Origin of the sequence: Shewanella sp. SM20 (assembly GCF_025654545.1) — a bacterium.
In the GTDB taxonomy this organism is placed as follows: Bacteria; Pseudomonadota; Gammaproteobacteria; order Enterobacterales; family Shewanellaceae; genus Shewanella; species Shewanella oncorhynchi.
Window position 1 is genome coordinate 1 of the sequence record NZ_JAKKRK010000086.1, and the last position, 9,786, is coordinate 9,786.

Annotated in this window: 7 protein-coding genes and 1 pseudogene; all 8 read right to left on the reverse strand. The window is 45.9% G+C overall.

Annotation, left to right across the window (positions count from 1 at the left end; all coding sequences use genetic code 11):
• On the reverse strand, positions 1 to 173 hold a 173-nt coding region (locus L5M18_RS22100), incomplete at its 3' end, for a transposase (RefSeq protein WP_263179001.1).
• Between the two features lie 40 nt (positions 174 to 213).
• Entirely contained in the window at positions 214 to 2,718 is a 2,505-nt protein-coding gene (locus L5M18_RS22105; RefSeq protein WP_263198624.1) for a DUF262 domain-containing protein, read from the reverse strand.
• Positions 2,711 to 4,558 (reverse strand): DUF262 domain-containing HNH endonuclease family protein, encoded by a 1,848-nt coding sequence (locus L5M18_RS22110; RefSeq protein WP_263198625.1) that lies wholly within the window; start codon positions 4,556 to 4,558, stop codon positions 2,711 to 2,713. The genes L5M18_RS22105 and L5M18_RS22110 overlap by 8 nt, the downstream gene beginning before the upstream one ends.
• 108 nt (positions 4,559 to 4,666) lie before the next feature.
• Positions 4,667 to 4,891, reverse strand: coding sequence for a hypothetical protein (locus L5M18_RS22115; RefSeq protein WP_263198626.1), 225 nt, complete (start codon positions 4,889 to 4,891; stop codon positions 4,667 to 4,669).
• Positions 4,892 to 4,932: 41 nt separating this feature from the next.
• Positions 4,933 to 5,439: a hypothetical protein gene (locus tag L5M18_RS22120; RefSeq protein ID WP_263198627.1), complete on the reverse strand. Its 507-nt coding sequence runs from the start codon at positions 5,437 to 5,439 to the stop codon at positions 4,933 to 4,935.
• Positions 5,439 to 6,788: a restriction endonuclease subunit S gene (locus tag L5M18_RS22125; RefSeq protein WP_263198628.1), complete on the reverse strand. Its 1,350-nt coding sequence runs from the start codon at positions 6,786 to 6,788 to the stop codon at positions 5,439 to 5,441. Before L5M18_RS22125 ends, L5M18_RS22120 begins: the two co-directional genes overlap by 1 nt.
• A complete protein-coding gene (locus L5M18_RS22130) occupies positions 6,785 to 9,241 on the reverse strand; it encodes a type I restriction-modification system subunit M (protein ID WP_263198629.1) in 2,457 nt (818 codons plus the stop codon). The genes L5M18_RS22125 and L5M18_RS22130 overlap by 4 nt, the downstream gene beginning before the upstream one ends.
• 311 nt (positions 9,242 to 9,552) lie before the next feature.
• Positions 9,553 to 9,786, reverse strand: a pseudogene (locus L5M18_RS22135) (IS4 family transposase); the annotation flags it as partial.

The following is a 9,786-nucleotide window of genomic DNA, read 5'->3' on the forward strand; positions in this document are numbered from 1 at the left end:
GTTAATGTTTTACCTGGCACGGGGCGACCTTCTTTTCTGGCAATATCTCGCCAATGATACAAGGTTTGCACCGCGATGCCTTCTTCCCGAGCGACCTCTGCGACCGTTAAGTTGTGAGGAGGTAATAATTTTTTAAGGATCGCCTCTTTACGTTCTGGTGAATACCGAGCCATATCGTTCTCTTTTGCCGCACCCTGTCTTTAAACATAATGATTATTTAGGGGTGACAACAATCCTGACACAGGGGGGTCCTTTGAAACAATTACAGACTTGATAAACCATCGCCTTCGCAGAAGACATATCAGAACACTCAAACTCAAGTTGATTTAACAAATCACCGAAAAACTCATCTTCTAAGAAGCCAAACTCATAAAGGGCAATTTTAATTTCATCAGAGATAGCTTCTTCATCTCCAGAATTCTTGGAAATAGTCAATCTAAACGATGAATTAGAATAACTCACATATAGATAATAAACCTCTCCTTTCTGGAAGCTCGCAAACTTCAATCCTGGACGGCTATCCATTCCTCGCTGGGAATCATAGGGAAGTAAACTAAAAGGTGTAAAATCAAACGACTCTTCCGCCAACTCTCTATAAAGGAATGCAGTTTTAATTTCACTTTGATAGTGGTTTCTTTGCGACTGGTGCATCAGGATCACTGTATCCTCTTCCAACATCACAAAGCCTTGTTCCGTGATATGAAAGAGCGATGGCGTGGTAATCAGCAAATGCTGCCAATTCTGCTGATTAAAGTCCTGCGTCGATACGCTCGCGGAGCAGATGGCCTCCAAGCTTTCGAGCACATTTCCTGTGCTAAATAGCGGGTCATCAAACACTTGTTGAACATAGGTTTGCTTTTGGTTCCATTCATCGTCTGATGCAAGAGACAAGCGTAGCAATCTTGACCAAGAAAAATCCCTTCGGGCGTTTTTACCACGTAAAGAACTCAGCACATTGTATTTATTACCGCCCGTATTGATGAAATAAGTGCCTTTACAGAGAACGGCTCGCTCCCATGCATAGTTCATGTTTTCAGAACCATCTATCAGCAGATCAAAGATGGACTCTGCCGCTTTGGCATAATGTGTAAATTGCGACAAAACTTCTTCGTTGTCGGACCATTCCACATCCTGATTGGCTATGAAGTAGTCCACAACGCCGGAGAATTTAAGCACAAATCCAATCTGCCCCTTTAGGTACGGGTGATGCTCAATCTGTAAAATCCTGGTCCGCCATTCATTCGATTTCAGCAGCAGATGTGCTTTTAACTTTTCTTCAAATACCTGATATTCAGGAAACGCCTTAATATCAATATCATTGCGCAGTAAATCGAGAATTGGAGCTCTATGGCTCGCCAACTCATTCAAACTGACGAGTGAGGCATGATAGTCCGAGAAAGTATTGAATATCTTGTGCTCAGTCAGATTGAACACAACTCGCATCCATTCAACCAATTCTTGGTCACGTTTGCCATTGGCGATGGCACTGTAGAATGCGAAAAAACGAAGTTTTTCGGGGTAGCTTGTCGAATTGGCGAGAACTTTTTTAAAGGTCTCAATTTCCCGATAATAATCAGCATTTACCAAGTATTGGGTGATACCTTCCTGCGTTCGATCAGCGCTGAGCAAATCAAGATGCTCTATCAACTTGATAAGCTGCCCCTGTGATAGGGCGTTGGCATTTTCATACTCTTGTAAACTCAACACCTTTACTTCAGCGCCGTCAAAGAAAGTTTGTTGGGCCTCGTAGACACTAGTCCCACTTTGCAGCAGTTGATGCTGCGCAATAAATAACCCAATGAAATTCATCAGCTCGTCATCGAACGTATTGTCATCCGAATCGGTATTGCGAAATGGCCAAAATACATCGGCCCATTCGTTATCAATTTTGTAAATAAAGTAGTCATACCCTGAAACGGGCAAAGGCTTACGGGGCAAGCTGTAGTGTGTCGGCCAATCACCTTGAAACGATTGAATTTTTTTCTCTAACTTGGCTTTGAAGTTTTCAAAGGTAGTTAAGGGTTTGCCCCGTGCATTCATTTTTATGTAAAGATCATCAGTCAGTAAAAACTTTTCCAGGTTGAGAAATCTGAAGGTGATTACCGGCGATTCGTCGTGTGTCAACCTCAGGTAAAACTCAGGATGCCCACTGAATTTCAGGTGGATAGCATCCAGCATTGTTAACATCGACTGGATAGTTGGATCCAGGCACCAAGACGTAAAAAACCAATGTTGGTCTTTGATAATTGCAGAAACGGCATCTGCGGATCCGCAATCAGCTATCTGACTGTAATCAAAAGAAGATGTAACCAGCGCATCACAAAATTCACGCGAGCTGCTTCTGGTTTCATAGGTGAACCGAGCTTGCTGATTATGACTCAGGATAACATTGAAGGACTCCCGCTCACCCGCACTTACCGCCAAATACCAGTGCAATAAAAACAAGGTGGTAAGTCGTTGCTGCCCATCGAGAGGAATAAATTTTGATGATTCCGTGATGCTGCCATAGACAAAATCAAGGTCATTAAAAGGCCGGTTAGACTCCAGGTAGCCAAACAGGGCTTGTAAGAAGGTGTCCCGAACAACGGCCTCTTTTTGACGGCCCTGAGCGTAATCTCGCTGAATGATGGGAATTTCAATCTTCAAATCAGAGTCGCGAAACAGCTGGAAAAAACTCAAGCGCTGCCCATCATGCTCGAGGTCCAATGGTTCAGTCATTGCTTGCTCCTTGCTCTGGTAAGTAATCGGCCAACATTTGCTTTAGTGCATTCACATAGTCGTTTGCATCAGCCTCATTCCAGTGAGCCTGTTCCGTATAGGCTTTACTGTAATATTTTAAAAATGCATTCTTGGTGCAAATAGGCACAAATACCCCACGACTGTCGCTGTCAATAATCCGAGCGCGCTTGATTGGGAAAAGTGCGTTTTTGTAACTGCGATTGGTGCTGGAATCAAGCAATGCCAAATTGCCAAGATCATCAATCCAATCTACCGGTTGCTGGTGGAGTTTTTCGTTTACTGATTCAAAAAAATCATCAAAGCTGTGTCCGAGAAAATCGTCGTTTTGGAAACTCTCGACCTCACTCAACAGTTGACTGATTTGCTTATCTGCAGCCTCAATTGCAGCCTCAATTGCAGCCTGTTGGTGTTGCGCGCTCTTGGAAAGTTCTCCTTGGGGAAGGAAGAATGTGAGGGCACTTGGGTCGTTTCGTAAAAAATGCGCTAACTCATCAAGCCACTTGGTCCGCTCTTTTCCTTTTGGGGCATGCTCACCTCTGGAGCGTATATGCTCAATATCCCACTGCTCATGCTTGAATCGGTCAAATGGGAAGCGAACATCCGCATTTTTGGTTGATAGAAGCGTTTGAATATTGAACAGCAGCAAGAGTTGCCGGATCTCCATGCGGTGATCCTCATAATTTAAGTTTTCGATATCCTCCGGCAGATCTTTTGTAATTAAAGCTCTTAAGAAGCCTTTTAATTCGGTTTTAGTCATCCTCTGTTCAGCCGAGAATTCTTTTAGGCGTGCAACACTTAGATTGCTTTGAACCAAGAAGCCTATCAAATGGTACAGCTCGCGGTCTTGGTACCAATCCTCAAAGCTCAAAAAGTAATCTTTAACTTCTTTCCATAACTCATCAATGGACTTTCCATTCTCATAGAGGTCGTCCTGGAACTGAGTAAAGGTATAAAAAGCATCGTTGCCCTGTTTATTGCCTTTCATTAAATCGAAAATATATTCGATGCGCGTCGGATAAGGTTTACTGGAATCGTTGATGAAATACCAGAAAGGCGGCTCCTGAAGGCGTTTTTCAATTGCGTCCCACTCCGAGGCAATCTGCAGCTGCTTTAACTTGGCTTCTTCAGATTTAAAGTGCGATTGTTTCAAAAATAGCGCCTTAATCAGTTCTGCATTGGTCAATGGGATTTTGCCGATATTAATGCGAGCGAATACATCAATGGCGTAGCCTTGGCCAGCACTTTCTCCAGTTAAGTCATACCAAATGACTTTGACTGCATGCAGATTTTCAGAAGTCTCTAGTAAAACTCTAAGCACATGAGCTTCATCGTGTCTATTGCGACCCTCATCTCTGAACCAATGACGAATGGTTTGATAGGCTTGGTGCATGTGGAAGTAGTCAATGTTATCTTCGAAACCGTCTTCATGGATCTGCTTTAAAAAATCAGCGCAATTAGGGCGTGTTTCATACGCCAATGAAAACAATGATTTGCTGTAGCAATTTTCAAGGGTATCTTTGAGATGAACTTGTTCTAAATAACGCAAAATGAGATAGAGCGTAGTCAAGCGTTGCTGACCGTCAACCACATGCCAGTTGTCTTTTCCGCGAACAACGACAATAGGCTGCAAGCAATAAAATGCTGATGGTTCCTTTTGCGGTGCTTTCGCAAATTCCAATATGTCACTTAATAGCGCTTTGACTTGGGTTTCACCCCAACGATACCCACGCTGATAAGCTGGGATAAAAAAGTCTTCGTTCAGAAGCTCATACACACTTTTTAGACACAGATTTGAATCAATAGCAGGCGTTTCTGACATACAACACGGTCCTTGTGGTCATCGGGGCAACGATGAATGCTTTTAAAAGGGCAAATGCCAAGCGTTGAATTCCCCAATATAGAGATTTAGATAATTAAAATCTAGCACTTAGCGCTTGCGAATACTTGTTAAACACTCTTTCGGCACGTAGATCCAGCCTTCGGTGGTGACGTCTTCGGTTGGGGTGGCCATCAGCTGTGGTCGCTGGTGTTGGAATAAGGCCTCAACGGCGCAGTAGGCGTCATCGCGGCAGTCGGTGTGCCAGTGATTAAAATCGGTTTGCTCAGCAAGATTATCGATATATTGCTGCACCAAATCTGAGATCTTAAGCACTGTCGGGTAGCTTTCCAATGCGTTGTGTTGGCAATTTTGTTTTAGCTCAGTTGCCAGATACCGTTTGGGTTTGGCGTAAAGCCGAATTTGCGCAGTAAATGCAGGCCTTTGGTGGCTTGGCTGCCGATCATGTCTTTAACTGCCGACAGCGGGCTAAAGCCGTGGGCGAATAACTCGCGCTCGGTATGGCGGTATAAATACGGGTTATCGCATGATGCAGTAAAAGGCGTGGTAACAGCTTCGCCTTGTAATAACTGCAACAAACCATTGGAGAAGCCCAATGGCGTATCGATGGCCATCACCACGTTCTGCACAGTAAATGCTGCTTTGGTTGCGTCTTCAAACTGGCACAGCTTGGCCACCGTGAACAGCCAGTCGGTATAACTGGCTGCTGCGGCAATCGAATCGCGCAAGTTGCCACGCCAAGGTTTACCGACCAGCTCGCCTTGCGGATTTAACACCACCAGCGCATCGCGGCTGTTGGCGTTTTTCTCGCAGTTCCAGGCGCCGACATCCCAGCCAATATACCAAGCTTGCGGCGCAGTCATTAGGCTGCGCCTGCTGGTTTTACTAAACGAGTTTTGCCGGTTAACAGCTCTTGCATCATACCTCGTTTGATTTGGCGGGTTTTGTTGAGGCGCTTTTCTAAGGACTGAATATCTTCATCCATCTCATTTAGGATTACAGATATAGCTTCTTGCTCTTCTAGATTCGCCGGAATTACTAGCTGAAATTCTTCAAAAAGTGCTTTAGAAACAATTAGTGTCGCAGTAATACCGGCCGACGCCTTTAGTCTGTCGCTTGATAATTCAATAGCATAAAATAGGAAGTCGACATCTATATGATCATATGGAATCACAGCGTTTATCTGCTGATTGCAAGCTCCATCCCTACGCAAGATAGCGTTCTTGCCGATACTCGCTATGCAAGTTACCAACACAGTATTGGCAGGAAGAGGTCTGATGGATTGAAGACCTTTTTGAGATATTTTTCTCTCACTTGAATAGATATTCTTCGAATGAGATATATCTGTTGGAGTTATCCATGGAACATCACCATTCCAGTACTCTGCTGAACTGGTCGAGGGGGTTCCCCCAGTAGACACTCGCCCTAATTCAAAAATTGTTTTCACTTCCCAATCCTCTGGGATTTCGCCGAGTTCGCTGGGTTTGTAGCCTTTTTTGCGGCCGTCGGGGTGGTGGGCGCTCTTTTCATAAGCAAAGGCGGGCAGGCGGGTGCGGCCGGTGAGCAGTTGTTGCATGGTCGCCGTTTTAATCGCCTGCTTTTTCGCAATCAGTTTTTCCAGTTCCTGAATCAACGCATCCACATCCGATAAGGCATTGGCTATGGCGGTTTGTTCGGGCAGTGAAGGTAAAGAAACCTTAAACTGCCGAAGAGTACTAATTGTTATTTCTTGTAAGGCAGAACCATTCATCGAGGCTAAAAATCTGTCGGCACATGCTTTACTCGACAAAAAGTGCTTAACATATTTCGATGAAAAATCTGGTCTTACCGATATAAGTGCAACTCCACGTGTTAAATTGGCGCCGGCAAGATCGTTGTCTATATACCCAATCTCGCCTACTTTGCCTCGCAATGGTATAACCAAGTCACCGCTTTTCAACACAGTTCTTCTGTACGATTCGCTTATTGAAGCTGAAGTTCTGATTAAATTGTCAGTCTTGATTACTCCCCCAACAATATCAACGACTCTGAGGCAGGGTATTCCATTTATGATGTTTGGACCTGTTTGAACAATACCGTATGAGATTGGCCGATTAGGGTCCGTAATCTCAGACAAAGAATAATTCTTCCATTCGTCTAGTCGAGGTAGAGAGTTTATCTGAAACTCCAAACCACTTACTTCATGTTGGTTTTTAGATACGTTGATACTCATACCAACCACTCCAAACCCATAGCCTTCAAATGCTCAGCCACTTTGGCACTTAATACATCCACTGACTTGCTGATCTGCGGTAATGGCTCGGCATAACGCTCTTCCAAATCTTTCACGCGGCTGGCCAGTTGTTGGCCCATACGTTCAATTTCAGCCTGAATGCTGGCTTGTAAGGTGGCTTGCCATTTGTCTTGCACCAATAGGGTTTTCACGTCGCGGATGGTAAGCGTGGCGTAGCGTTTAAACACCAAGAGATCGAGCTTGTCTTGCTGCTCTTTGACAGCCTTTTTGCTGCTGCCTTCGCTATCAAACAGACGCTGGACTTGCTGCAGCGCTTTGCGCTCATCTGGGTCAGATGCGAATTTTAGTCGTGCTTTCACCGATGCTGCAGTGACTTTATCTTTGTCGTTGAGTGCATCGGCCAGCAGGCCGTCCTCGGTGCTGTGCTCTTCAATATAACTTTCCAGCTCCTGGCTGATGTTATCGAGCTCGCCTTGCAAGCGTTCGAGATCAGCTTGCTGCGCGGCAAAAAAGCGTTTCACCAATAAGGCGGGTGGAATGAGTTCGGCTTTGTATTTGGCTTTGCCGATGACTAAATCTGGCACTTCTTTCAGTTTCTCGCCTTTGGCAACCATAAGTTCACGCAGGACTTTGCCCGCGTCCCAGCCGTCTTGCACCAGCACATAGACATCGTCTTGCATGATGTCTTGCCAATAATCCATCAGCAGTTGGTAAACGTCGTATTTGCTTAACAGCGGCACTTGGTCATAGGCTTCCAGCAAGGCCTCGCTAATGCGGTGGATCAGTGCTTTGGGTGTTTCGCTGCCGTCGATACTGTCTAACTGCATTTGCGCAAACCATGCCTGAAATGGCGCGTTGGCGCGTTGGGCAAATTGCTGGAACTCGGTGTGTTGCAGGATAGTTGGCTTCACATCGCGCGCAGCGACTTTGGCGTGCAAATAACCTGGGCGTGCCGGGGTAAATAAGCTATCGCGCAGGCTGGGTAATACTTGCCAGAAATCGCCTAAGGCGGCGACGTCACGCTCTGGGATACCACCGGCTAAATGGGCGGATAAATCGTGTAAGTCTTCGCCTTCGCTGCTGTCGATGTAACGCGGGATATTTAGGTTGTAGTCGTTGCCGGCAATTTCTTTGAGCGAGACTAAACGACTGTAGCCTTTAAGTTCCAGCTGTTTGGTAAAGACATCAACGATTTTATGAATGTCTTGCGCGCGCAGGCGGTTTTTATTGCCGTCTTTGGCAAAGCCTTTGCTGGCATCGACCATAAAGATGCCTCCTGCGGTTTTACTAAGGTCGAGCGGATCTTTGAGCATCCGGCTTGCGGCCGATGCTTTATCAATGACGATAATACAGGCGGGAATGCCGGTGCCGTAAAACAGGTTGGCCGGCAGACCAATAATGCCTTTGATATAGCCTTGTTTTAGCAGGTTTTCGCGGATGCGCGCTTCGGCATTACCGCGGAACAACACACCGTGCGGCAGAATGACTGCGCCTTTGCCAGTGCTTTTTAAGCTTTTGATGATGTGCAGCAAAAAGGCGTAGTCGCCGTTTTTTTCTGGCGGCACGCCCCAGGCAAAGCGTTTAAATTCATCGTGCTCGGCGTTAATGCCGCTGGTCCAGTTTTTATTAGAAAACGGCGGGTTAGCAACGGCAAAGTCGAAGGTTTTCAGCTCGCCGTTGGTGTCTTTCCATTCAGGTGCAGCCAGCGTGTTGCCTTTGGCGATTTTGGCGGTGACGTTGTCATGCAAAATCATGTTCATGCGGGCCAAGGCGCTGGTGGCGTTATCCATTTCCTGACCAAAAATCGACAAGCCGCGGGGCGCTTCGTCATTGGCTTTAAGCAGCAAAGAGCCTGAACCACAGGTTGGGTCGTACACTGAGGTGCTGGGCATTGCATCGGCTGGAATGCCTATCACTTTGGCGAGAATTTTTGAGACTTCCGACGGGGTATAAAACTGGCCCTTGGATTTACCTGATTCAGTCGCGAAGTGGCGCATCAGGTATTCGTAGGCATCGCCTAATAAATCATCGCCATCGGCGCGGTTGCCGGATAAATCTAAACCTTCAAAAATACCCACCAGCTTGGTTAAGCGATCGACCATTTCCTTGCCTTTGCCAAGCTTGTCTTCGTCGTTAAAGTCGGCAATGTCGATAACACTTTTTAAATCATTTTCTTCGGCCAGTTTGGCAATGATTTTGTTAATGCCTTCGCCGATATCGGGCTTGCCCTTGAGTGCGACCATGTTTTTGAAATCGGCCCCGACGGGCACGTCAATCATGGCGGTTGGGTCATTTTGGGCTTTGTCGGACACGTACTTCATAAATAGCATGGTCAGTACGTAATCTTTGTATTGGGAGGCATCCATACCGCCACGCAGCTCGTCGCAGCTGGCCCACAGGGATGAATAGAGTTCGGTTTTTTTGATTGCCATGGTGACTGTGTATTCCCTTAACAAAACTTGGGCCGATGCAGGATATCGTGGCACCGGCTTGCGAGGATGGGGTAAGTGCGCATACCTTACCAGCAAAATGGTACTCGGCGAAGCGTGAGCGTGGCAAGCTGTTTGGTTAATCAACAAATTGGTTGGTAAAACTCAAAAAGATATGGCAAAGCTTTTAGGTCTTTGGGGTGATTCAAGTGGTCCTTATGGGACCACTACAGTTATGGCAAAGTAAGTGAAGGCGATTTACTTCTCGTAAACACTGAGAAAATAAAACCAGGCATGCCCCTAATGCCGTTCACTTAAGAGTGAACGGCATTTTTCTTTGGTCTAACCGGAAACTTGTTTTTGCTCATTTTAAGAACTCGTGGATATGCCCTTTCCCGTTTACCATCCAGCTTAAATTGCCGTGCATTTCGTTCTATATCCAATACGTCTCTCGGGACATTCCCCGGTGTTTGTGATGGCAGTTGTGTCAACTTGAAGATGATATAACTCGCCGCATCCCGAAAACTCAGTTGATTGGGGTGGACCGA

Bases quoted from the DNA above. Each gene is read 5' to 3' on its own strand.
- L5M18_RS22105 (WP_263198624.1), bottom strand. From the start codon at position 2,718: ATGACTGAACCATTGGACCTCGAGCATGATGGGCAGCGCTTGAGTTTT.
- L5M18_RS22110 (WP_263198625.1), bottom strand. From the start codon at position 4,558: ATGTCAGAAACGCCTGCTATTGATTCAAATCTGTGTCTAAAAAGTGTG.
- L5M18_RS22120 (WP_263198627.1), bottom strand. From the start codon at position 5,439: ATGACTGCGCCGCAAGCTTGGTATATTGGCTGGGATGTCGGCGCCTGG.
- L5M18_RS22125 (WP_263198628.1), bottom strand. From the start codon at position 6,788: ATGAGTATCAACGTATCTAAAAACCAACATGAAGTAAGTGGTTTGGAG.
- L5M18_RS22130 (WP_263198629.1), bottom strand. From the start codon at position 9,241: ATGGCAATCAAAAAAACCGAACTCTATTCATCCCTGTGGGCCAGCTGC.